The sequence below is a fragment of the Streptomyces sp. NPDC002886 genome, assembly GCF_042888445.1.
Lineage (GTDB): Bacteria > Actinomycetota > Actinomycetes > Streptomycetales > Streptomycetaceae > Streptomyces.
Genome location: NZ_JBIAPV010000003.1, coordinates 899,183 through 921,145, shown reverse-complemented (window position 1 = coordinate 921,145; position 21,963 = coordinate 899,183). Strand labels below are relative to the sequence as shown.

Genomic DNA, 21,963 nt, shown 5'->3' with positions numbered 1-21,963 from the left:
GAAACCGATACTGGGCTCATGAGACTCAGCCGCGCCGCTTCCTGGTTCCTGCTCGCCTTCGGAGTGTGGAGCTGGTTCATCTGGGTGTCTTTCGTCCGGAACCTGTGGAAGGACGGCAGCGGTCTGGCCTTCGACGCCTCGGGGGACCCGACCGCGTACTTCTGGGTCCACCTTCTCCTGGCGGTGGCGTCCTTTCTCCTGGGGACGGCCGTCGGAGTGATCGGGTTGCTCGGGGTGCGGGCTCTGCGGCGCGAATCACGTACGGAGGAGGGCGCGTGACGATCGTTCTCATCGCGGCGGTGGCCCTGCTGGTCGTCACCCTCCTGGTCCTGGTGCACCGCTGGCTCTGGATCCGCCTGGTCCGCGACACCACCGCCCCCGGCGGCACGGTCCGCCGCGCGGGCACCGTCCTGGCCTTCGCGCTCCCGCTCCTCTCCGTGGCCGCGCTCGTGGCGGGCCGCGCGGGAGCCCCCTTCTGGCTGGAGCGCACGGTCGCCTGGCCCGGCTACCTCTGGCTGGCCGTCCTCCTGTACCTCTCCCTGGCGATGCTCGTGGCCGAGCCGATCCGAACGGTGTGGCTCCGCCGGTCGAACGCCCCCACGACCCGAGCCGCCGACGCGGGCGCGAACCTCTCGGGGTCCGGGGCGGAGCCCCACCGCGCGGCGGAGCCGCGTGGTCCGGTGCAGCGGGAAGGGGCGGGGAGGGGATCAGGGCCGCAGGCCACCCTCGCAGCCACGGCCGGGCGCGCGGCCACGGCCGAACACGCGGCACCGGCCGGGCAGCACGCCACGGCGGCGGACCTCACGGCGGCCGACCCGGCGCAGGTCGGCCCGGCGCAGGCCGGCTCCGCGAAGGCGGGCTCCGCCGAGTCCACCCGGGCGAGCCTCAGCCGCAGGCGCTTCGCGCGGATCGTCGCCGGCACGGCCGCCGCCGCCACGGCCGCCACCGTCGGCCAGGGCACGTACGGAGTCCTCCGCGGCCCCCGAGTGAAGCGGGTCCAGGTCCCCCTGGCGAAGCTTCCCCGCGCGGCCCACGGCTTCCGCATCGCCGTCGTCAGCGACATCCACCTCGGCCCGATCCTGGGCCACGCCCACACCGCCCGCATCGTCGACACGATCAACCGCACGCAGCCCGACCTGATCGCCGTCGTGGGCGACCTCGTCGACGGCAGCGTCGAGGACCTCGGCCCCGCCGCCGAACCGCTCCGCGGCCTCCGCTCGCGCCACGGCTCGTACTTCGTCACCGGCAACCACGAGTACTTCTCCGGCGCCCGGCAGTGGGTCGAGCACGTCCGCGAGCTCGGCCTCACCCCGCTGGAGAACGCCCGCCGCGAGCTCCCGTACTTCGACCTCGCCGGGGTCAACGACATCGCGGGCGAGAGCGAGGGGCAGGGCCCGGACTTCCAGGCGGCCCTCGGCGACCGGGACCGCGCCCGCACCGCCGTACTCCTCGCCCACCAGCCGATCGTGATCGACGAGGCCGTCCGCCACGGGGCGGACCTCCAGCTCTCGGGCCACACCCACGGAGGGCAGCTCTGGCCCGGCAACTACGTCGCCGAGCTCGCCAACCCCACCGTCGCCGGGCTGGAGCGCTACGGCGACACCCAGCTGTACGTCTCGCGCGGCGCGGGTGCCTGGGGTCCGCCGGTCCGGGTCGGCGCGCCGTCGGACATCACAGTCGTCGAACTCGCCTCATATCAGGCCTGAACCGCCCGAACCTCCAACGCCACGCGACAAATCGGCCTTCCCGAGGCCGAAATTCCATGATGGGATGTGACCGATAATCGGATAACTGGTCGCAGACTTCGGTGTGCGCCCGCGTGGGGTGGAGTGAAGGATGCTGCGGTCTGTCCGCTCGAAAGTCATCGCGGCCGGGCTGGTCCTCGGCGTGGCGGGGGTCGCCACGTGGCAGTTGCTGCCGGAGACCGCCGGTGGCGGCAAGCCGATCCGCGTCGGCACGAGCGACGTGGTCTCCTCCCTCGACCCCGCGGGCGCGTACGACGCCGGCTCCTGGGCCCTGTTCAGCAACGTCTACCAGTCGCTGCTGACCATCAAGCCCGGCGCGGACACCCCGGTGCCCGACGCGGCCTCCGCCTGCAACTTCATCGGCGACAAGCTGACCACGTACCAGTGCGAGCTGCGCCCGGACGTGAGATTCTCCTCCGGTCGCGCGATCACCGCCGAGGACGTCAAGTACTCCTTCGACCGGATCAAGGCGATCAACTCCGACCAGGGCCCGGCGCCGCTGTTCAACACCCTGGAATCGGTCAAGGCCGAGGGCCGCACCGTCACCTTCAGCCTCTCCGCCGGGGACGCCACCTTCCCGTTCAAGATCGCGACGGGCGCCGCCTCGATCGTGGACAAGGACAAGTATCCGGCCAAGGCCCTGCGCGAGGAGGAGAAGGTCGACGGTTCCGGCCCCTTCACCCTCGGCGACTACACGGCCGGCGCGAGCGCCGAGCTCAAGCCCAACGCCTCGTACAAGGGCCAGGGCAAGATCTCCAAGAGCGCGGTCACCGTGAAGTACTTCAAGGACTCCGCGCAGTTGGAGCAGGCCTGGACCGACCACGGGATCGAGGTCGCCCACCGCGACATGCCCCCGGCGGTCCTGGCCGACCTGAACCCGGGCCTGGAGGACACCCGGTACCAGGCTTCGGGCGGTACGGAGATCCGCAGCATGGTCTTCAACCTCCGGCCCGGCTCCCCGGTGGCCCAGCCCGCCGTCCGCCAGGCCGTCGCGGCGATCGTGGACCGGGCCAAGGTCGCGACCGAGGTCTACAAGGGCACCGTCACCCCGCTCTACTCGCTCGTCCCGGCGGGCATCGCCGCCCACAGCACGCCGTTCTTCGACGCCTGGCCCTCGCCGAACGGGTTCACCGCGAAGAAGCTGCTCAAGGACGCCGGCATCGCCACCCCCGTCGCGATCACCCTCGGGGTCAACGAGCGCGGCTCGAGCGTTCCGGAGGCTGAGGAGCTGAAGGCGCAGCTGGAGTCCACCGGGCTCTTCAAGCTGACCGTCAAGCCGGTCGAGAAGTGGACCGACTTCCAGAAGGCCTACGCGGCGGGCGAGTTCGACGCCTACACCATCGGCTGGATCGCCGACTTCCCGGACGCGGACAACTTCATCGCCCCGCTCGTCGGCGCCGGCAACTCGATGAACAGCGGCTACTCCGACAAGGGCGTCGACGCCCTCATCGCCCGTACCCAGTCCTTCTCCGACCGCGGGGCCGCCGCCAACGACTTCCGCGACCTGCAGAAGCTGGTCGCGCAGCAGGTCCCGATGATGCCGATCTGGCAGAAGAAGGACTACGTGATGTCCCGCGAGGCCGTCGCGGGCGCCCAGTACCTCTCGGACGGCACCGGCGTGTGGCGGCTGTGGGAACTCAGCTGGCTGTAGGCCCCTTCGGGGGCCCGCCTGCGGACCCCCCTGCCTCCGGGCCCCCTGTCTCCGGGCCCCCTGTCTACGGGCCGACCTCCGGGCCCTCCTCCGGCCCCGCGTCGGGGTCGGAGGCCCGCTTGCGGCCCGGACGGGACACGGCCGACTGGGCCATGCCCGGCAGGAAGTCCGTGAACAGCTCGTGCACCTCGCGCACCAGCGGCCGCAGCACCCGGAACCGGGCCAGGATGATGCCCCGGGTCGTGAGCTGCGCGCCGCGCTGTGCGAGCTTGCGGGTCTTCTCGCTGTCCGGGGAGCGGTCGAAGACCCAGTAGAGGACCAGGCCCATCTGCGAGAGCCACATCAGCTCCGGCAGTACGTCGGCCAGTTCGTCCGGCACCTTGGTCTTGGCCCCCGCCAGCACCTCGCGGTGCATGTCGATCGCCTGCTTGCGGGCCGGCTCCGACTCCGGGGAGAACGGGCTGAGCGGGCTCTCCGGGTCCGCGGCGTTCTTGAAGAACTGCGAGGCGAACTCGTGGTACGGCGCCGCGATGTCCAGCCAGCTGGTCAGAACGCCCGCGAGCCGCTTCTGCAGATCGGTCTCCCGGTCCAGGATCGGCCGGACCGCCGCCAGGTGGGCGGCGCCGATCCGGTCGTAGAAACCCTGGACCAGGTGTTCCTTGGACTCGAAGTAGTAGTAGGCGTTGCCGACCGATACTCCGGCCTCCTTGGCGATACCGCGCATCGTCGTCTTGTCGAAGCCGCGCTCCTGGAAGAGGCGGAGCGCGGTCTCGAGGATGAGCGTGCGGGTCTGCTCGCTCTTGGGAGCCTTCTGATCAGTCACGGTCCCGAGCCTATCGGGGCGCGGAACACTGGTCGTCACAGGCCGGTTCCCCTTCGTCCGCCGGGGACCCGTCCCGCAGCGCCTCGCGCCAGGTCGACGCGGTGTACATGGCGGCCCGGGCGAAGGGCCGGCCGGCCGGGGTGGCCAGCCAGTTCGCCTTCGGCCGGTGCTCGGCCAGCGCCCACAGGCAGACGATGAAGGCGTCCGTCCCCCTCCACACCTGTCCGGAGTCGCCGATGACGGTGATCTCCTTCAGCGTCGAGGCGTGGTCGAGCCGCGGGTACAGCCGCTGCGCCTCGAAGGAGGCTGCGGGGATGAGCCGGAGCGGTACGAGCCGGCGCTGGCCGAGCAGCCAGTGCCGGATGTGCACGCAGAGCGGGCAGTTCGCGTCGTAGAGCACCGTGAGGTGCCGGGTCCGGGTGGCTGCCACGGTGATCAGGCCCCGGCGGGCATGGTCCACCCCTGGGGGGCGACCGGCGGGGTCTGCTGGCGCTCCATGAGGCCCCGGCGGCGCATCTTGTTCAGCACCCAGACGTTCCCGAGGTGCATGACGCCGAGGACCAGGAGCACGACTCCGAGCTTGACCGACAGGGCTTCGAAGAGCCCGCGGGCCGCGACGATCTCGTCGGCCGAGCGCAGGTACAGGGTCACGAAGCCGATGTTGACGAGGTAGAAGCCGACCACCAGGAGCTGGTTGACGGCGTCCGCGAGCTTCTCGTTCCCCTGGAGGACGTCGCCGATGAAGACGCGGCCGTTGCGGCTGAGCGTGCGGGCCACCCAGACGGTGAGTCCGATGCTGATGAGCAGGTAGATGACGTACGCGACCACGGTGAGGTCCATTGCCCTCAGCCCCCTTGAACGTGTTCAACTGCTGACGGCACTGACTGTAGACCCATTTTTGAACAGGTTCAAGCGAATGGCGCGGAGGTCTCGGAGAGGGTCTCGGAGGCGCTCCCGGGTCAGCTCCCGGGAAGGGCCGCTTCGAAGAGGAAGTCCAGCAGCAACCGGGTGGTCTCCTCCGGGCGTTCCAGGGAGGGGAGGTGCCCGGCCCAGGGCAGCTCGACGTGGACGGCGCCGGGCACGAGGGAGGCGAGCTCGGCGGGGACCTCGCGGAAGTCGGGGATGTCGTGCGCGCCGCCCACGGCGAGGACGGGGGCGGTGATCGCGGCCGGCTCGAAGGCGGGCTCGGGGAGCTCGAGCTCCCAGTCGGCGTCCCGGGCGCCCCGCAGGTTCCCGAGCTGCATGGCCCGTACGAGGGCGTGCGCGGCCTCGTCGGCGTCCGGGCCGAGCCACTGGCGGGCATTGAGCCCGGCCGCGCCCTCCAGGTCGCCGGCGTCCAGCAGGGCGGCCTCGGCGGCGTTGAAGGCGAGCAGCGCGGGGCCGCGCCGCTGCGCGGGCCGGGCGGGGCAGAGCAGCGCCAGCGCGCTCACCAGCTCCGGGTGGAGCGCGGCCAGCGTCAGCGCGACCCGGCCGCCGTACGAGCTCCCGACGAACGCGGCCCGCCGGATCCCGAGGTGATCCAGCAGCTCCCGTACGTCCTCGTGGTCGCTGTACGGGGCATTGGCGGCGGGGGAGTCCCCGCAGGTCCGGAAGTCCGCCCGGACCACCCGGAATCCGGCGGCGAGCAGCGGCTTCCACTGCGGCTCCCACATCCGCCGGTCGCACACGGAGGAGTGCAGCAGGACGACGGCCGGAGCGTCGGCGGGACCGTCCACATCATGAGAAATGATCATCCAGTGATCATCGGAGACCGGCCGCCGCGGCGCCACCCGATTCCCGCCCGGCCGGGGTCACATGCTCAGTGCGCGCGCCTGGTTGATCTGGCTCATGACCCACATGTACGTGCCCGGGTCCACCGCGGGGATCATCGTCGAGTGGTGACGGCCGCCGCTGTTGACGGTGATCTGGATGTATCCCGTCGTGCGGCGCTCCTTCATCAGGAGGAAGAACAGCCCGAGCAGACAGAACAGGAAGAAGATGACGGCCAGCACGATCGCGTGCGCCGGGATCTTCTCCTCGGTCCGCGAGAAGTCCGTGGCGTTCCAGATCGCGCCCCTGAGCGGCATCGGGCCCGAGGGGGTGATGATCTGGTCGCCGGCGATCGTGATGTCGCCCAGGGAGAGCCCGGCGGCCGGGTACGGCGCCATCTCCATCGGAGGCATCTGGCCCGGAATGCCCGCTCCGCCGATGGTCGGCTGGTAGACCGGGGGCTGCGGATAGCCGTAACCGGGCTGGGCCGGGTCGGCCGGCGGGTAGCCGTAACCGGGCTGGGGCGGACCGGCCGCCGGGTAGCCGTAACTCGGAGTTCCGGGCCCCCACTTGTAGTCGTCCTGGCCGCCACCCTGGCCCGGGTCGCTCGCGTACGGATTCGGCTGCTGCTCACTCATGGGGCCGATAATTCCACAGGCTCCATCGGCTCAGTAGAGCGATTGTCACTGCCCGCCCCTAATCTCCGGGCATGGGAAGCGTGATGTTCGTCGACGAGACGACTGCCGGGGGCCGCCGTGACGGCTGGGGGATGGAAGTCGCCGAAGAGAAACTCGTGCTGCGCGAGTTGATCAGCAGGCTCGATCCTCAGCAAGGCGATGCTGCTCGCCGATGACACCGCCGTCACGGACCCGACGATCACCAGCCAGATCCGCGGGGGCTGACGGGTACGAACGCCGAAGGCCCCGCGTCCGGTGCGAACACCGGGCGCGGGGCCTTCGTACGAACGACTACGACGGGATCAGAAGCGGCGCGTGATCAGCGCACGCTTGACTTCCTGGATCGCCTTCGTGACCTCGATGCCGCGGGGGCACGCGTCGGTGCAGTTGAAGGTCGTGCGGCAACGCCACACGCCGTCCTTGTCGTTCAGGATCTCCAGGCGCTGCTCGCCCGCCTCGTCACGCGAGTCGAAGATGAAGCGGTGCGCGTTGACGATCGCCGCCGGGCCGAAGTACTGGCCGTCGTTCCAGAACACCGGGCACGAGGACGTGCACGCGGCGCACAGGATGCACTTGGTGGTGTCGTCGAAGCGCTCGCGGTCCTCGGCGGACTGCAGGCGCTCGCGCGTCGGCTCGTTGCCCTTGGTGACCAGGAACGGCATGACGTCCCGGTACGCCTGGAAGAAGGGCTCCATGTCGACGACGAGGTCCTTCATCACCGTCAGGCCCTTGATGGCCTCGACCGTGATCGGCTTCTCCGGGTTGATGTCCTTGATCAGCGTCTTGCAGGCGAGCCTGTTCTTGCCGTTGATCCGCATCGCGTCGGAGCCGCAGATGCCGTGCGCGCACGAGCGACGGAAGGTCAGCGTGCCGTCGAGGTCCCACTTGATCTTGTGGAGACCGTCGAGCACGCGCTCCTTCGGGTCGATCTCGATCTGGAAGTCCTGCCAGGTCGACTCGTCCGAGATCTCCGGGTTGAACCGGCGGATCCGGAACGTGACCGTGATGAACGGCGAAGCGGCGGCCGCCGCCTCCATCTGGTCCGTCTTGCTGAGGGTCGGGGTGGCCATCAGTACTTACGCTCCATCGGCTGGTAGCGGGTGACGACGACCGGCTTGTAGTCCAGGCGGACGGAGTCCTTGCCGTCGTCGCCGACCTCGCGGTACGCCATGGTGTGGCGCATGAAGTTGACGTCGTCGCGGTTGGGGTAGTCCTCGCGGTAGTGACCGCCGCGGGACTCCTTGCGCGCCAGCGCGGACACGGCCATGACCTCGGCCAGGTCGAGCAGGTTGCCCAGCTCGATGGCTTCCAGCAGGTCCGTGTTGAAGCGCTTGCCCTTGTCCTGGACGGACACGTTCAGGTACCGCTCGCGCAGCTCCGCGATCTTCTCGACCGCGGTCTTGATCGTCTGCTCGGTGCGGAACACCATCACGCAGGCGTCCATCGTCTCCTGGAGCTCCAGGCGCAGGTCCGCGACCCGCTCGTTGCCCGTGGAGTTGCGCAGCCGCTCGACCTGGTCGATGACCTGCTGCGCCGGGTTCTCGGGCAGCTCGACGTAGTCGTTGGCGTGGGCGTACGCGGCGGCCGCGATGCCCGAACGCTTGCCGAAGACGTTGATGTCCAGCAGCGAGTTCGTGCCCAGGCGGTTCGCGCCGTGCACGGAGACGCAGGCGACCTCGCCGGCCGCGTACAGGCCCGGAACGACGGTGGTGTTGTCCCGGAGGACCTCACCCTCGACGTTCGTCGGGATGCCGCCCATGGCGTAGTGCGCGGTGGGCTGGATCGGGATCGGGTCCGTGTACGGCTCGATGCCCAGGTAGGTGCGCGCGAACTCGGTGATGTCCGGGAGCTTCGCGTCGAGCTGCTCCGGCGGCAGGTGCGTCAGGTCCAGGTACACGTGGTCACCGGCGGGACCGCAGCCGCGGCCCTCACGGATCTCGGTGTAGATGGAGCGCGAGACGACGTCACGGGACGCGAGGTCCTTCATGACCGGCGCGTACTTCTCCATGAAGCGCTCGCCGTCCTTGTTGCGGAGGATGCCGCCCTCACCGCGGGCGCCCTCCGTCAGCAGGATGCCCATGCGCCAGATGCCGGTCGGGTGGAACTGGAAGAACTCCATGTCCTCCAGCGGCAGGCCGCGGCGGTAGCAGGCCGCCTGGCCGTCACCCGTGAGGGTGTGCGCGTTGGAGGTCACCTTGAAGAACTTGCCGGTGCCGCCGGAGGCGTAGATGACGGACTTCGCCTGGAACACGTGGATCTCGCCGGTGGCGAGCTCGTACGCGACCACGCCGGCCGACTTCTGGACGCCGTCCTCCTCGACCAGGAGCTGGTCCAGGACGTAGAACTCGTTGAAGAACTCCACGCCCTCCTTGACGCAGTTCTGGTAGAGGGTCTGGAGGATCATGTGACCGGTGCGGTCCGCGGCGTAGCAGGACCGGCGGACCGGAGCCTCACCGTGGTTGCGGGAGTGCCCGCCGAAGCGGCGCTGGTCGATGGTGCCGTCCGGGGTGCGGTTGAACGGCAGACCCATCTTCTCGAGGTCCAGGACCGCGTCGATGGCTTCCTTCGCCAGGATCTCGGCGGCGTCCTGGTCGACCAGGTAGTCACCGCCCTTGACCGTGTCGAAGGTGTGCCACTCCCAGTTGTCGTCCTCCACGTTGGCGAGCGCGGCGGCCATGCCGCCCTGCGCCGCGCCCGTGTGGGAGCGGGTGGGGTAGAGCTTGGTCAGCACGGCGGTGCGGCTGCGCTTCGTCGACTCGATGGCGGCGCGCATGCCTGCGCCGCCCGCACCGACGATGACGGTGTCGTACTTGTGGATCTTCATTGGTTTCGCCTCAGCCCCGTTGCCTAGCGGATGTTCGGGTCGAAGGTGAAGATCACCAGCGTGCCCAGAAGAATGGTGAACACCGTGGCGGTGTAGAGCAGGCCCTTGAGCCACAGACGCGTGTTGGCGCGCTCCGCGTAGTCGTTGATGACGGTACGCAGACCGTTCGCGCCGTGCAGCATCGCGAGCCACAGCATCAGCAGGTCCCAGCCCTGCCAGAACGGGGAGGCCCAGCGGCCGGCCACGAAGGCGAAGCCGATCTTGGAGACTCCGCCGTCGAGCACGAGCTGGATCAGCAGGTGGCCGAGGACCAGGACGACGAGCACGATGCCCGAGAGGCGCATGAAGAGCCACGCGACCATCTCGAAGTTGCCGCGGGTCGAGCGCGGGGTCTTGCTGGTGCGCTTGCGCGGGGCCTCGATGTACGGCGCCGGGTTGTCGACGTCGTAGAGGGACACGCCCTCCACGTCACCGATGCCCTTTTCGAAAGAAGTGTCAGATGACATGCGTGTCACTTCCCGAAGAGTTCGAGGTAAGCGTGTCCGAGGACGGGGTACAGGGCCCCGACCATCAGCACGACCCAGATGCCCACCACGGTCCAGAGCATCTGCTTCTGGTAGCGGGGGCCCTTGGACCAGAAGTCCACGGCGATGACACGGAGACCGTTGAGCGCGTGGAACAGGATTGCGGCGACGAGGCCGTACTCCAGCAGCGCGACGATCGGAGTCTTGTAGGTAGCCACGACATCGTCGTACGCCTCAGGAGAGACGCGGACGAGAGCGGTGTCGAGGACGTGTACGAACAGGAAGAAGAAGATGAGGACGCCGGTGACTCGATGAGCCACCCAGGACCACATTCCTTCCCGGCCGCGGTACAACGTTCCAGCCGGCACGGAAAACCCTCCGGAAGCGGGGCGGGGGCCAGCCGGCTTCTTTGTCGGTCGGGCCCGGCCGGGTACGGTCCTCCGGCCCCGGACATCGTAGCGACGCTTTGTCGGTTCCCTTGCGCGGGGGCCATCGGTGTGATCAAACAGGCACGGACGGACTATCCCACAGGGGCGAATAGACCGAATTCGGCCGCAGATACCCCATCCGTAGAGGTCAGCCAGTGTGTCAGGTCGGCGAGCCGGACCTGTGCGACGCGACGGAGCTCGTCCGCGGAGATCGCCCGCTCCTCGTCCACGTCCAGTTCCATCCGCCGCCGGATCGCGGCCAGCAGCTGGTCCGCCTGCTCCTCCGGGGTGGTCCCGTCGAGGCAGATCACGAAGGCGTGCCCGAAGGTCCGCTCGTACTCCCCGTGCGCCGCGTCGAGCGCGAGGAGCGCGGCGTACGCGGCCCCGTGCTCCAGCTCCGGCGGGAACTCGCAGGTCAGCGCCTCGGAGAGGTCGCCCTGGGAAAGGTCGTACGAAGCTTCGTCCGCGGCGGCGAGTAGCGCGCCGAAGTCGGGGTATGGGCGATGGGCGGCCACCCGATGGGCCCAGCGCCGGCTGCCACAGCAGTGCAGCAGGGCGGAGTGCGCGGCTTCGGGGGACAGGGCGTTGAAGCGCGCGAGCCCGGTTCCGCCGAAACGGCCGTCGTCGTGGAGGGGGTGGGAGCCGTGGGAAGGGTCGGAGCCTCCTCGGGCCTGTGCCGGAAGGTGGCTGGACAGCGTGGGGCTCCTCGTGGCGTGGCGCGGGTGTCCCGCCACGCTATCGACGCGGGGCCGGGTGTGTCGTACCCATTCCGGGTTTTCACCCGGAAGTGAGCCGAAAGGATGACGGGGGGCGCGTGCCGGTCCAGGTGTGGGGCCGCTCGGAGGCCCCGCGGGAGGCCGGGGCATGATGGCCGGGAGAACGGCGTCGGAGGCCGGAAGGACCCGGAAAAAAGGGGAGGGCGACCGAGGCCGCCACCCCCCACAGGAGAGGCCCCGGCCGCCATCCGTCGCGGACTCGTGCGACAAGCCCGCACCCCTCTCAGCGTCTTCGGTGCGTTTTGTGTCACACCTCGCTCCGCGCAGGGATGGTTGCACGTTGTACAACTCGTGGACGAAGGTGCTTGAAAGCCGTAACGTGCTGATTTGCGCCACACATACGGGACTGTGAACGGGTTGGGGATTTTGCTGGGGGACGACGCGGAGCTGACCACCGCGGTGCTCGCGGCACAAGACGGCGACGAGCTCGCGTTCCGTTCTGTGTACCGCGCCGTGCACCCGCGCCTGCTCGGATACGTCCGCACGCTCGTCGGGGACGGCGACGCCGAGGACGTCACCTCCGAAGCCTGGCTGCAGATCGCCCGCGACCTCGACTCCTTCACCGGCGACGCCGACCGCTTCCGCGGCTGGGCCGCCCGCATCGCCCGCAACCGGGCCCTCGACCACATCCGCATGCGCGGGCGCCGGCCCGCCGTCGGCGGGGACGAGACCGAGCTGACGGGCCACGCCGCCGAGTCCGACACCGCCGGCGAGGCCATGGAGTCCCTCTCCACCTGCCGCACGATGGAACTCATAGCCCAGCTCCCGCAGGACCAGGCCGAGGCCGTCGTCCTGCGGGTGGTCGTCGGCCTCGACGCCAAGAGCGCGGCCGAGACCCTGGGCAAGCGGCCCGGCGCGGTGCGCACCGCCGCGCACCGGGGCCTGAAGAAGCTGGCCGAGCTGCTCGACGGGGACGACTACTTCGACCCCGGTTCCGACGGCGGGCCGGGTTCCGGCTCCCCCGTCGCGGTCGGCTCCGGGCGGGCGCGCGGCCTCGGCGATAATGACGGGAGTCGCGCACGGGGCGCGGGGGGCGGACGGGACCTCGACGCCGTACCGGCGCAGCGGGTCCGCGCCGCGGATCTCATAGAACAAACCGGTGTGACGGATTCACGTTGGCGGACGCAGAAGGACATGTGATGGCCGACGAGCGCGACAGGTGGCTGGACGAAGCCGCGGCGGACGCACTGCTGCGCGGAGAACAGGCCGTACCTGGCGCCGAGCACCATGTCCGGGTCCGGGCCGAGCGGCTGCGCGCCGCCCTCGACGCACTCGCCGAGCCGCCGCCGCCCGCGGAGCCGGGCGGGCTCCCTGGAGAACTGCGCGGAGAGGCCGCCGCGGTGGCCGCGTTCAGCGCGCGCGGATCCGTACTGCGGGCGCGGGCGCAGACCCGTGCTCCGGACACCGCGCTGTTCGGCTCCGCGGACACGGTGGTCGAGCTCGGCGCGCCGTCCGGCCCGGCCGGACGCGGTTCCCGGCGCGGCCGGCCGGTCCGCTTCGCCCTCGCCGCCGCCGTGGCGAGCGTCGCCGTGGGCGGCCTCGCGGCCGCCGCGGGCACCGGACTGCTGGACCGGCCCGCCCGGCACACCGCCGGCGAGTTGCCCGCCGTCTCCGTGACGGCCGGATCCTCCCCGACCGCCCTGTCGGACGGCGCCTACGCCGCACCCCTCGCGCCCTCCCGCACCACCACGCCGCGGGGCGAGCCCCGCGGCGGCATCCCGAGCCCGGGCAACACCCCGGTCGGGGAAGGACCTACGGCGACGGGACCCGGCGGCGCCACCGGGGTGGCCGGCGACACCGGCGCCGAGCCGTCCCCGGCCGGCTCGCCCGCAGACAAGGGCGGCCGGGGCGACCGGTCCCGCCAGGGCGGCGCCGACGGCGCGACGACCGAGACCACGGGTGGTTCGGACCGCGAGGGCCGCACCGGTGCGGTGGAGCTCTGCCGGGACTTCCGGGCGGGGCGGCTCGACGATGCCCGCCGCGAGAAGCTCGTGCGCCTGGCCAAGGGGCTGCTGCGGGTCCCGCGCTACTGCGAGGTGGTCCTCGGCCTGACCACCGGCGGGGGATCGGGCGGAGGCAAGCCGGGGTCCGCGCCGGCCGATGGATCGCCCCCGGGCCCGGCTTCCCCGTCGCGCTCCCTGGGGCTGGTCCCGGCCGGGACGGCTCCGCCGGAGCGTCCGGAGGCGGGTCCGCGCCGCTGAGGACCGGGTAACGGACACTGGCCTGAAACGGTTCGCGCCCCGCCTGTAACACTTTTCGAACCGGCGGCGCAGTACATAACGAGCCGACTGGTCATCGGCCGCGCATGAGCCGGGGTTCCCCCCGTACCCCTGGGCTCTGCGCAACCGGCGCGGGCGGGATTCGTTCCCCCGATCCCGCCCGCGCCCTCAACTTCCGACCGGTGACACCGGGAGCGGACGTCACCACGCCGGCCCCCCGCAGGTCACCGCCCGCGGTTCACCAGTAGACGACGACCTTGTCGCCGACCTTCACCGCGTCGAACAGCGTCGCCAGCTTGGCCTTGTCCCGGACGTTCACGCAGCCGTGCGAGGCGCCGGCGTAACCGCGGGCGGCGAAGTCCGCCGAGTAGTGCACGGCCTGGCCCCGGCTGAAGAACATCGAGTACGGCATCGGCGTGTGGTAGATCGTCGACGTCCAGTCCTTGGCCTTCCACTCCACCTTGAACTCGCCCTCGCGGGTCGGGGTGTTCTCCGAACCGAAGCGCACGTCCAGCGTGGAGACGACCTTCCCGTCGATCATCCAGGCGAGGGTGCGGCTCTCCTTGCTGATGCACATCACCCGGCCCGTCATACAGCGCGCGTCGGGAGCGTCCGGCTCGTTGACGGTCGGCGGGCGCAGTTCGTCGGCGGTCGGCTTCTTGGTGGCGTTCTGGATCTTCTTCCAGGTGGGCTCGTCCACGCCGCCGGTGGCGGTCAGGCCGTTCTTCGACTGGAAGGTCTTCACGGCGGCGGTGGTCTTCGAACCGTAGAAACCGGTCGGAGCGACCGACATCAGCTTGAGCTGGCGCAGCCGGGCCTGCAGTTCGCGGACCAGCTCGCTGTCGTCGCCGTTCGCCATGATCTGCTTCACGGTCGGCGAGGCCGAAGGAGAGGGCGACGAGGACGGCGAGGAGGACGGGGACGCGGACGGCGAGGCGTCGCCCGGCTTTCCGTCCGTCGACGGCGAGGCGTCAGGAGTGGCGACCGCCGTGGGCGATGCGGGAGCGGAAGAGCCGGGTCCCGCGGACTCCGGGTTCTTCGGTCCGCATGCGGTCGCGGCGAGTGCGACGGCGGTGGCCAGGCCGAGTGCGCGGATTATTACCTTCTGGCGGTGCATAGCGGTCCCCCGATTTCTACGTGTGTATCTAGGTGATGCGACGTGGGCGTGGTCAGTTGCAGGGACGGCCGCGATGTTGCGCCATTGTGACCAGCGGTCGCGGAGCGGTCGCAGAGAGGTCGCTGCGGGGACGTTTTATCAGCCCCGGGCCCCTCGGATCCACGAAGGAGCGCGTCACATGGAGCGGCACACCGAGAGCGGGATCCCGATCGCGCCCGTCTACCGCCCGGGCGACCTCGCCGGCTGGGACCCCGGGACCGAACTGGGGGAGCCGGGGGAGTACCCGTACACCCGGGGCGTCCACCCGACCATGTACACCGGACGGCCCTGGACCATGCGCCAGTACGCCGGGTTCGGTACGGCCGCCGAGTCCAACGCGCGCTACCGCCGGCTCATCGAGGGCGGCGCCGCCGGGCTGTCCGTGGCCTTCGACCTGCCCACCCAGATGGGTCACGACTCCGACGCCCCGCTCGCGCACGGCGAGGTCGGGAAGGTGGGCGTCGCCATCGACTCGGTCGAGGACATGCGGGTGCTGTTCGAGGGGATCCCGCTCGACCGGGTGTCCACCTCGATGACGATCAACGCACCGGCCGCGCCGCTGCTCCTGCTCTACCAACTGGTGGCCGAGGAGCAGGGCATCGAGCCCGGCCTGCTGACCGGCACGGTCCAGAACGACGTGCTGAAGGAGTACGTCGCACGGGGGACCTACATCTTCCCGCCCGGCCCCTCCCTGAGGTTGACGGCCGACGTCTTCCGCTACTGCCGGGGCGAGCTCCCGAAGTTCAACACCATCTCCGTCTCCGGCTACCACATGGCCGAGGCCGGGGCCTCGCCCGCGCAGGAGATCGCCTTCACGCTGGCCGACGCGATCGCGTACGTACGGACCGCGCTGGCCGCCGGGATGGAGGTCGACGCCTTCGCGCCCCGGCTGTCGTTCTTCTTCGTCGCCCGCACCACCCTCCTGGAGGAGGTCGCGAAGTTCCGCGCGGCCCGGCGGATCTGGGCCCGCGTCATGCGCGAGGAGTTCGGGGCCCGGGACCCGAAGTCCCTGATGCTGCGCTTCCACACCCAGACCGCCGGAGTGCAGCTGACGGCGCAGCAGCCGGAGCTCAACCTGGTGCGCGTGGCCGTCCAGGGCCTGGCCGCCGTGCTGGGCGGCACCCAGTCGCTGCACACCAACGCCTTCGACGAGGCGATCGCGCTGCCCACCGAGAAGTCGGCCCGCCTCGCGCTGCGGACCCAGCAGGTGCTCGCGTACGAGACGGACGTGCCGCACACCGTCGACCCCTTCGCCGGGTCCTACGCGGTGGAGCGGATGACGGACGAGGTGGAGGCGGCGGCGCTCGAGCTGATGGCGCGGGTCGAGGCGATGGGCGGGGCGGTGGCCGCCATCGAGGCGGGCTTCCAGAAGGGGGAGATCGAGCGGAACGCGTACCGGATCGCCCGGGAGACCGAGAGCGGCGAGCGCGTGGTGGTCGGGGTCAACCGCTTCGCGCTGGACGAGGAGGAGCCGTACGAGCCGCTGCGGGTGGATCCGGCGATCGAGGACCGGCAGCGGGCCTCCCTGGCCGCGCTGCGCGCGGGGCGCGACGGGGCGGCCGTGGACGAGGCGCTCGCGGCGCTGCGGGAGGCGGCGGCGGGCACGGAGAACGTGCTCTACCCGATGAAGGAGGCGCTGCGGGCCCGGGCCACGGTGGGGGAGGTGTGCGGGGCGCTTCGGGAGGTGTGGGGGACGTATGTGCCGGCTGATTCCGGCTGGTGAGCGTGGCTGATTGCGATGTGGTCCCAGTCCGTCCCAGTCCGTGAAATCCACTGGCGCGACAGGTGTGTCCCCATGGGACACTCCTGCACATGCTGGGTGTCACAGATCTTCCGACGTACATCGCCGGCCTGGTGCTGATCATTTTGCTGCCGGGGCCGAACTCGCTCTACGTGCTCTCCGTCGCCGCGCGCGGCGGGGTCCGCCAGGGGTACCGGGCCGCCGCCGGCGTGTTCACCGGGGACGCCCTGCTCATGACCCTGGCCGCGGTCGGCGCCGGGGCGCTGCTGCAGACCAGCCCGATCGTGTTCGGCGTCGTCAAACTGCTCGGCGCCGGGTACCTGACCTGGCTGGCCATCGGCATGCTGCGCGGCGCGTGGACCATGTGGCGCGCCCGCCGAGAGCGGGCCACGGCCGGGGAGCCCGCCCCCGAGGCGAGCCCGGCCGCCGCCGCGGTGAAGGCCGGCGAGACGGAGCGGCCCTACCGGCGGGCGCTGCTGATCAGCGTGTTCAACCCGAAGGCCATCCTGTTCCTGATGTCCTTCTTCGTGCAGTTCGTGGACTCGGCCTACGCCTACCCGGCGCTGTCCTTCCTGCTGCTGGGCACGCTGATGCAGATCGGCAGCTTCCTCTACCTGACCACGCTGATCTTCGGCGGCAACCGGCTGGCGGCCGCCTTCCGGCGCCGCAAGCGGCTCGCGGCCGGGGCCAGCTCGGCGGCGGGCGTACTGTTCCTCGGCTTCGCGGCGAAGCTCGCCGTCAGCTGACCCGGCTGCTGGGCCGGCTGTTGGGCGGGCTGCCGAGCGGGCCGCTCAGCTGACCGCCCTGCGCAGCAGCCGGGCGACGCGGCGCGCGGCGCGGCTGCGGGGCAGGAAGGAGAACTGCGCCGGGATGCCGCCCGGCAGGCCCAGGGTGGTCAGCCGGCGGCGTGTGAAGTAGCGCCAGGTGTCCGCGGTCAGGTTCGCGGCGAGCCAGCCCTCGGCCTCCGTGCGGCGCTCCGCGAGGATCTTGGGCTGCATGGTGAAGCCCACCGCCGTGATCAGCCCGGCCAGCTCGGCCGCGACCCGTTCGGGCCCCGGCGGGGTCCAGGAGCGTACGGCCGCGGGATCCGCGAGGTCGGGCAGCAGGGCGTCGGCCAGCACGAGCGGGATCCGGTTGCTGTTCGGGTACGGGGCCAGGCGCGCGAGGACGGACCCCGTGCCGGTCCGGGCCACCGGGAGCCCGTACAGGGTGGCGGCGGTCAGCAGTCCCGTGGAGAAGCAGCCGACGACCAGCGCCGGGCGCAGCCGTTCGTAGAGGGTCTCGGCGAGCACCGGGGTGCTCAGTACGGTCAGCCGGACGCCGAGCCGCTCGGCCTCCTCCTCCGCCCGGCGGGCGTAGGCGGCGGGGGCGCTGGGGTGCGGTTTGAAGACCAGCTCGCGGTGGCCCAGCGCGTGCGCGCCCCGGACCATCTCCCCGTGCAGCTCCTCCTCCTCGGCGGCCGGCACCAGGTCGAGGGCGGAGAGGTACTGGCCCAGCAGGAGCGCGGGGGCGTCCGGGGCCTCGGAGTCCGCGCCGGCCGGCGCCGCGCTCGGCCGGGGCGTCCGCTCCGGCATCTCCACCGCTCCTTCGAGCTCGCCGATGACCTTGAGGAAGGCGGCGGCCGGGATCGCCTCGGCCCGTACGCCGAACTCGGTCAGCAGCAGCGGCTCCAGGCCCGGTACGAGGTCTAGGTGCAGCACCCGCCGTACGCGCATCCCGAGCCCGGGATCGAGGCGGAAGCGGGTGGGACCGTAGCTCATCAGCCCGTCGGCGTAGACCTCCATGGCCGCGCCGGGGAAGATCCGGCACAGGCTCTGGGCGGGCGGCACCTGGAGCGATTCCACGATCAGCTCGACGCGGTCGTCGCCCAGCCCCCAGGAGGAGCGCAGCAGGCGCTCCCACAGCGGGACGTCCTCGGGGCGCGGGCTCCAGGTGCTGGGGTGCATCGGGGCGATGACGGCGTTCCAGTCGAGGACCTCGTCGAAGCGGGTGCCCAGGGTGTCGAAGCCGGGCGCGGCGGTCAGGCCGGGGGCGATCTCCGCGGTGACGGAGTGGTTGCTGGTCAGCAGGATCCGGCGGCCGGCGGGCGGGAAGAGGCCCGCGTCGAGGGCGGCGGCGAGGGTGGCCGTTCCGTAGAGGGTGGAGGCCATGAAGATCTGGGTGACGTTCATGCCGTCACCCCGGCGGACGCGGCGGACGCGGTGGAGCTCGCGGGAGCCGATCCGGCCGCGGAGCGCTTGCGGAGCCGGCGCAGCAGGGCCGCGCGGTCGACGTCCATCGAGTCGAGCGTCTGGTCCAGGACCTGCTGGGGCATTCTGCCGAGCGCGGCCGTGCTCATCGAGCGGAGTTTTCTGGCCACGGCTGGTTCGAACCTTTCGATGGACCCGACATGGTGCGCGATAATCGCGCAGTATGTTCGGACGGCCTTCGGGAGGAAAAGCTCGGAATCCCGGTCGGTGGCCGTTTCTGTCAGAACTTGATCGAATGCCCGAATGAAATCGAGCTGACGCTCGTCGCCGATCTGTGTCAGCGAGGTGGAAACCCCGCGACGGTAGAAGATTCCGGGCAGACCGACCGGCGCGAAGGACTCCGCCTCCCGGTGCAGGCGCCAGATCCACGGCCGGTCCTCCGCCGTCCGCAGCCCGTCCGTGAAGTGCAGCAGCCCGCGGTCCAGCAGCCGGCGGTGGTACATCCCCGCCCAGGCGTACGGATAGTCCACCGAGGTCGCGCGGCTGACGGGCAGGATCCCGGTGCGCGGATCGGCCACCACGGAATCCGGGCCGTAGGGGACGCGCTGGACCACACGGGTCCGGTCCGTGCACTGGACGTGGTCGGTACGGACGAAATCGCAGCCCAGGGCCTCGATGGCGGCCAGGGTCCGGGCCAGGTGGCCCGGCGCCAGCCAGTCGTCCCCGTCCATGAAGGCGATGTACTCCCCGCGGGCCGCGTCCAGACCGGTGTTCCGGGCCGTCGCCAGGCCGCCGTTGCGCTCGTGTCTGAGGTGCACGGCCCCGGGCAGCTCGCGGGCCGCCCGCTCCAGGAGCGCGGGCGTCCCGTCCGTCGAACGGTCGTCGACGAGCAGGAACTCGAAATCTTCCCGGGCGTTGAGTTCGAGGCTTTTCAGGGCATCCGGCGCATACGTCTGCACGTTGAAGAACGGCACGACAACAGAGAGCTTGAGCACGAACGAGACATTAGGGCGCCGCTCGTCATTCACCGTGGCCCGCACGCGGATTCCACGTGAACGACGCACGGCAGGGACGTTAACCCGGACGCTTTCGCGCGGAATCGACGGGTTGTTAACCCGCTGTTGTGCATTCGTTGGGCCGATCACCGAAAAGCCGGAATAACTTCTGCCGGGTGCCAGCAAGCAACCGCGTGGCCCCACCGCCCGCCCTCCGTGTGGCCGTACTCGCCGATTCCGACACCCGCTGGAAATGGGGAGCGCTCACCGCCCGCCGCCTTTCCGCGGACCCGGACTCCGTCCACCTCACCGGCTACCTGCTCCGCGGCCGGGCCACGCCCACCGCGCGTCAGCTCGGCGAGGTCGGGGTCCGGGCGGACCGGCTCGCCGAAGTCACCTGCGCGGAGTTCCTCGCCGAACTGCGGGGGCCGGAGCGGGAGTCCGCCCACGACCGCGCTGACGACCGCACTGACGGCCGCGCTGACGGCCACGCGTACGACGTAGTCGTGCTCGCCCTGGTCGGCGGCGCCGTCCAGGCCGTCCTGCACGGGGCCCGGGCCCTGTGGCCGGAGCCGGGCGCGCGGCCGGTCTTCGTCACCGGGTACGTCGGAGTCGTCTACGAGAAGCTCGCCGACGGCCTGCTGCTGCGCCACGGGGCCGACCTGGTCCTGGCCAACTCCCGCCACGACGCGGAGCGGTTCCGCTCGGTCTACGAGGGCGTCGGCGCTGACGCCGGGGCCGTCGTGGAAACCGCCCTCCCCTTCCTGGCACCGGCCGACGCCGGCACGTACGCCCCGGTGGGCAGCGCCGCCCATCGCGTGGTCTTCGCGGTCCAGCCCTCCGTGCCGGACAGCCGCGCGGACCGCACGTACCTGCTGCGCCGCGCCGCGCAACACGCCCGGCTGCACCCCGGGCGCGAGGTGCTGGTCAAGCTGCGCAGCCGGCCGGGAGAGCACACCACGCACCTGGAGGAGCTTCCCTACCAGCGCCTCGCGCAGCAGCTGCCCGGCGGTCTCCCCTCCAACTGCCGTCTGGTGTACGGGAACATGGGAGAGATCCTGGACGGCACGGACCTGCTGGTCACCGTCTCCTCCACGGCGGCCCTGGAATCCCTCCACCGGGGCATCCCGACGGCCGTGCTGACCGACCTCGGCGTCCGCGAGACCCTCGGCAACCACCACTTCCTGGGCTCCGGCTGCATGGTCTCCTGGACCCAGCTCGACGCGGGCCTGCTCCCGAAGGCCGATCCGGACTGGCTGGCGGCCCAGGGCGTGGGCACGCCGGCGAACACCCCGGCCGGGACGCCCGGCGGGTACGACCCCTACACCGCCGCGCGGGCACGCCTCACGGAGCTGCTGGCCGAAGGCCCGCTCCCGGCCCCGGCGCCCCACTACTCCAAGGACACCGCACCGGGCTACCTGCCCGGGATCCTGGCCAGGCACCACCTCGGCCCCGACGGGCACCCGCTGCCCGGTGCGCCCCGCACCGCGGCCGGCGGGTCCCGGCTGCGCCGCCGGCTCCGCGCCCACCTGCGCGAGGCCGCCCGGGGCGCCTACCGCCACGGCGTGCAGCGCGTCGCGCCGGTGATCCGCCGCCTGGGGGAGCTGTGAGCACCCGCCCGGCCGGAGCCGCCGCGCCCGCCACCGCCCCGCCCGCCACCACCGCCGCCGACCCCGCGGGATCCCTCCGCGAGGCCCGCGCCGTGCCCAGGGTGCTCGCCGTGATCCCCGCACGCGGGGGGTCCAAGGGCGTGCCCGGGAAGAACCTGGCCGACGTCGGCGGGATGCCGCTCGTGGTCCGGGCCGTCCGCGCCTGCCTCGGCGCCACGACCGTCACCGACGTCCTGGTGTCCACCGACTCCGAGGCCATCGGCGACGCCGCCCGCGGGGCCGGCGCCGTGGTGCTGCGGCGCCCCGCCGGGATCTCCGGGGACACCGCCACCAGCGAGGCCGCCGTACTGCACGCCCTCGACTCCTTCGAGGAACTGCACTCCGTCACCGTCGACGTGGTCCTCCTCGTCCAGTGCACCAGCCCCTTCGTCACCGCCTCCGACGTGGAGTCCGTCGCCGCCGCCGTCGCGTCCGGCGCCGCCGACTCCGCGCTCACCGCGGCCCCCTTCCACGGCTTCCTCTGGCGGGCGGCCCCCGACGGCTCCGGGAGCGGGGTCAACCACGACATCGCGCACCGCCCCCGCCGCCAGGACCGGCCCCAGGACCTGCTGGAGACCGGCGCCGCCTACGCCATGGACGCCGCCGGCTTCCGGACCGCCCGCCACCGCTTCTTCGGGCGGACCCTCCCGGTCGCCACCGACCCGGCACGGGTGCTGGAGATCGACGATCCCCACGACCTGGCCCGCGCCCGCGCCCTCGTACCCGTACTCACCCCCGTGGCCACACCGGCCACCGCGCCCCTCCCCACCCCGTTCCCCACCCCGTTCCCCGCCTCGGCGGTCCACACCCCGGTGCC

The 21,963-nt window shown here is 71.5% G+C and carries 22 protein-coding genes and 1 pseudogene; 10 read left to right on the top strand and 13 right to left on the bottom strand.

All coding sequences use genetic code 11. The features are described from left to right. The first annotated feature begins 18 nt into the window (after positions 1-18). From ACFYYB_RS16500 to ACFYYB_RS16490, 3 genes are all read left to right on the top strand, one after another. Positions 19-279: an SCO4848 family membrane protein gene (locus ACFYYB_RS16500; RefSeq protein WP_389435897.1), complete on the top strand. Its 261-nt coding sequence runs from the start codon at positions 19-21 to the stop codon at positions 277-279. After that, on the top strand, positions 276-1,706 hold the full coding sequence (locus ACFYYB_RS16495) for a metallophosphoesterase (RefSeq protein ID WP_389435896.1): 1,431 nt from the start codon (positions 276-278) through the stop codon (positions 1,704-1,706). The genes ACFYYB_RS16500 and ACFYYB_RS16495 overlap by 4 nt, the downstream gene beginning before the upstream one ends. Positions 1,707-1,839: 133 nt before the next feature. Further along, positions 1,840-3,396, top strand: a complete 1,557-nt coding sequence (locus tag ACFYYB_RS16490; protein ID WP_389436228.1) for an ABC transporter substrate-binding protein — start codon at positions 1,840-1,842, stop codon at positions 3,394-3,396. 64 nt (positions 3,397-3,460) lie between these two features. On the opposite strand, the gene ACFYYB_RS16485 is transcribed toward ACFYYB_RS16490, so the two are convergent. The 5 genes from ACFYYB_RS16485 to ACFYYB_RS16465 form a co-directional block, all read right to left on the bottom strand. Then, a complete protein-coding gene (locus ACFYYB_RS16485; protein ID WP_389435895.1) occupies positions 3,461-4,219 on the bottom strand; it encodes a TetR family transcriptional regulator in 759 nt (252 codons plus the stop codon). Between the two features lie 10 nt (positions 4,220-4,229). Then, complete coding sequence (locus ACFYYB_RS16480; protein WP_389436227.1) at positions 4,230-4,658, bottom strand: thiol-disulfide oxidoreductase DCC family protein; 429 nt, start codon at positions 4,656-4,658, stop codon at positions 4,230-4,232. Then, complete coding sequence (locus ACFYYB_RS16475; RefSeq protein WP_327304992.1) at positions 4,655-5,059, bottom strand: hypothetical protein; 405 nt, start codon at positions 5,057-5,059, stop codon at positions 4,655-4,657. The genes ACFYYB_RS16480 and ACFYYB_RS16475 overlap by 4 nt, the downstream gene beginning before the upstream one ends. 119 nt (positions 5,060-5,178) lie before the next feature. Further along, positions 5,179-5,952, bottom strand: a complete 774-nt coding sequence (locus tag ACFYYB_RS16470) for an alpha/beta fold hydrolase (protein WP_389435894.1) — start codon at positions 5,950-5,952, stop codon at positions 5,179-5,181. A 57-nt stretch (positions 5,953-6,009) separates the two neighbouring features. Beyond that, on the bottom strand, positions 6,010-6,606 hold the full coding sequence (locus tag ACFYYB_RS16465) for a hypothetical protein (protein ID WP_389435893.1): 597 nt from the start codon (positions 6,604-6,606) through the stop codon (positions 6,010-6,012). A gap of 71 nt (positions 6,607-6,677) precedes the next feature. Between ACFYYB_RS16465 and ACFYYB_RS16460 the strand changes: the two genes are divergently transcribed. Beyond that, the gene (locus tag ACFYYB_RS16460; protein WP_389435892.1) at positions 6,678-6,821 is read left to right on the top strand and encodes a hypothetical protein; all 144 of its coding nucleotides are present in this window, start codon (positions 6,678-6,680) and stop codon (positions 6,819-6,821) included. Positions 6,822-6,947: 126 nt separating this feature from the next. Here ACFYYB_RS16460 and ACFYYB_RS16455 read toward each other — a convergent pair whose 3' ends face one another. The 5 genes from ACFYYB_RS16455 to ACFYYB_RS16435 all read right to left on the bottom strand — a co-directional run bounded on the left by ACFYYB_RS16455 (position 6,948) and on the right by ACFYYB_RS16435 (position 11,155). Then, on the bottom strand, positions 6,948-7,715 hold the full coding sequence (locus tag ACFYYB_RS16455) for a succinate dehydrogenase iron-sulfur subunit (protein WP_250744036.1): 768 nt from the start codon (positions 7,713-7,715) through the stop codon (positions 6,948-6,950). Continuing rightward, positions 7,715-9,469, bottom strand: coding sequence for a succinate dehydrogenase flavoprotein subunit (sdhA, locus tag ACFYYB_RS16450; RefSeq protein WP_389435891.1), 1,755 nt, complete (start codon positions 9,467-9,469; stop codon positions 7,715-7,717). Before sdhA ends, ACFYYB_RS16455 begins: the two co-directional genes overlap by 1 nt. Positions 9,470-9,492: 23 nt before the next feature. Then, positions 9,493-9,975, bottom strand: coding sequence for a succinate dehydrogenase hydrophobic membrane anchor subunit (locus ACFYYB_RS16445; RefSeq protein ID WP_250744034.1), 483 nt, complete (start codon positions 9,973-9,975; stop codon positions 9,493-9,495). A 5-nt stretch (positions 9,976-9,980) separates the two neighbouring features. Then, positions 9,981-10,361, bottom strand: coding sequence for a succinate dehydrogenase, cytochrome b556 subunit (gene sdhC / locus ACFYYB_RS16440; protein ID WP_266880720.1), 381 nt, complete (start codon positions 10,359-10,361; stop codon positions 9,981-9,983). A 152-nt stretch (positions 10,362-10,513) separates the two neighbouring features. Beyond that, a complete protein-coding gene (locus ACFYYB_RS16435) occupies positions 10,514-11,155 on the bottom strand; it encodes a 2-oxo-4-hydroxy-4-carboxy-5-ureidoimidazoline decarboxylase (protein ID WP_389435890.1) in 642 nt (213 codons plus the stop codon). Positions 11,156-11,563: 408 nt separating this feature from the next. On the opposite strand from ACFYYB_RS16435, the gene ACFYYB_RS16430 reads away from it, so the two are divergent. Next, complete coding sequence (locus ACFYYB_RS16430; RefSeq protein ID WP_389436226.1) at positions 11,564-12,337, top strand: RNA polymerase sigma factor; 774 nt, start codon at positions 11,564-11,566, stop codon at positions 12,335-12,337. Next, positions 12,337-13,398: a hypothetical protein gene (locus ACFYYB_RS16425; RefSeq protein ID WP_389435889.1), complete on the top strand. Its 1,062-nt coding sequence runs from the start codon at positions 12,337-12,339 to the stop codon at positions 13,396-13,398. The genes ACFYYB_RS16430 and ACFYYB_RS16425 overlap by 1 nt, the downstream gene beginning before the upstream one ends. Before the next feature lie 256 nt (positions 13,399-13,654). Here ACFYYB_RS16425 and ACFYYB_RS16420 read toward each other — a convergent pair whose 3' ends face one another. After that, the gene (locus tag ACFYYB_RS16420; RefSeq protein ID WP_389435888.1) at positions 13,655-14,533 is read right to left on the bottom strand and encodes a peptidoglycan-binding protein; all 879 of its coding nucleotides are present in this window, start codon (positions 14,531-14,533) and stop codon (positions 13,655-13,657) included. Between the two features lie 178 nt (positions 14,534-14,711). On the opposite strand from ACFYYB_RS16420, the gene ACFYYB_RS16415 reads away from it, so the two are divergent. Both ACFYYB_RS16415 and leuE read left to right on the top strand, forming a co-directional pair. Further along, positions 14,712-16,295, top strand: coding sequence for a methylmalonyl-CoA mutase (locus ACFYYB_RS16415; RefSeq protein ID WP_389435887.1), 1,584 nt, complete (start codon positions 14,712-14,714; stop codon positions 16,293-16,295). Between the two features lie 89 nt (positions 16,296-16,384). Next, a complete protein-coding gene (gene leuE / locus ACFYYB_RS16410) occupies positions 16,385-17,059 on the top strand; it encodes a leucine efflux protein LeuE (RefSeq protein ID WP_389435886.1) in 675 nt (224 codons plus the stop codon). A gap of 45 nt (positions 17,060-17,104) precedes the next feature. Here leuE and ACFYYB_RS16405 read toward each other — a convergent pair whose 3' ends face one another. Further along, positions 17,105-18,484, bottom strand: a complete 1,380-nt coding sequence (locus ACFYYB_RS16405) for a polysialyltransferase family glycosyltransferase (RefSeq protein ID WP_389435885.1) — start codon at positions 18,482-18,484, stop codon at positions 17,105-17,107. Then, on the bottom strand, positions 18,481-19,497 hold the full coding sequence (locus tag ACFYYB_RS16400; RefSeq protein ID WP_389436225.1) for a glycosyltransferase family 2 protein: 1,017 nt from the start codon (positions 19,495-19,497) through the stop codon (positions 18,481-18,483). Before ACFYYB_RS16400 ends, ACFYYB_RS16405 begins: the two co-directional genes overlap by 4 nt. 176 nt (positions 19,498-19,673) lie before the next feature. Here ACFYYB_RS16400 and ACFYYB_RS16395 point away from each other — a divergent pair, with 176 nt between their 5' ends. After that, positions 19,674-21,107 carry a DUF6716 putative glycosyltransferase gene (locus ACFYYB_RS16395; RefSeq protein WP_389435884.1) on the top strand — a complete coding sequence of 478 codons (1,434 nt, stop codon included), beginning with the start codon at positions 19,674-19,676 and terminating at the stop codon, positions 21,105-21,107. Beyond that, positions 21,104-21,571: pseudogene (locus ACFYYB_RS16390) on the top strand (cytidylyltransferase domain-containing protein); the annotation flags it as partial. The gene ACFYYB_RS16395 and the pseudogene ACFYYB_RS16390, both read left to right, overlap by 4 nt. Between the last annotated feature and the right edge of the window lie 392 nt (positions 21,572-21,963).